The 593-nt window shown below is 54.0% G+C and carries 1 protein-coding gene; it reads right to left on the bottom strand.

The genetic code is table 11. The annotated features are described in order from the left end of the window. Nucleotides 1-81: 81 nt before the first annotated feature. A partial coding sequence (locus J5224_RS34100) for a GGDEF domain-containing protein (protein ID WP_264629276.1) occupies nucleotides 82-593 on the bottom strand: 512 nt, incomplete at its 5' end.

The raw sequence follows: 593 nt of genomic DNA, 5'->3' as shown, positions 1-593 counted from the left end.
GAATACCTCAGCCAAGAGAGAAGTATTAAGTATGGTTATATATACAGTTATAGTCTAGTGTTATCTTCACACCCGCTATCTTCAAGCACCCGGAGCCAGCACCACACGATTACGGCCTTCCTGCTTGGCGCGATAGAGCGCCTTATCGGCCAGCTTGAGCGCCTGGTCGATGGTAAAATCGCCGTTCTTGTCCGCGCGCCACAGGGAAACACCCAGTGAAATGGTGATGTTACCCGCAGGCGATGCCATTGCCTCCGTGCTGGTGCGCAACCGTTCGGCGATCTGCTCGGCAATATCCTGCGACGTTTCCGGGAGCAGCACTAAAAATTCCTCGCCGCCGCTGCGGCACAAAATATCGCTGTCGCGAGAACCGGTTCTTAACTGTTCTGCGATAAACGTGATGACCGCATCCCCCGTGTCATGACCGAAGGTGTCGTTAACCCGTTTAAAATGGTCGATGTCCAGCGCGATAATGGCGAAATCCCGGTGCAGGGTCTGCCAATACTTCAGAATGGTATCCAGTCCGCGGCGGTTGTACAGGCCGGTCATGGGATCGGTTTGCGCTTCGAAACGCAGCTTGCCAATCTTTTGCT

The sequence above is a fragment of the Candidatus Symbiopectobacterium sp. NZEC135 genome, from assembly GCF_025962695.1.
Note: the sequence above shows the minus strand (reverse complement) of the source record. Positions and strands in the feature narration are given on the sequence as shown.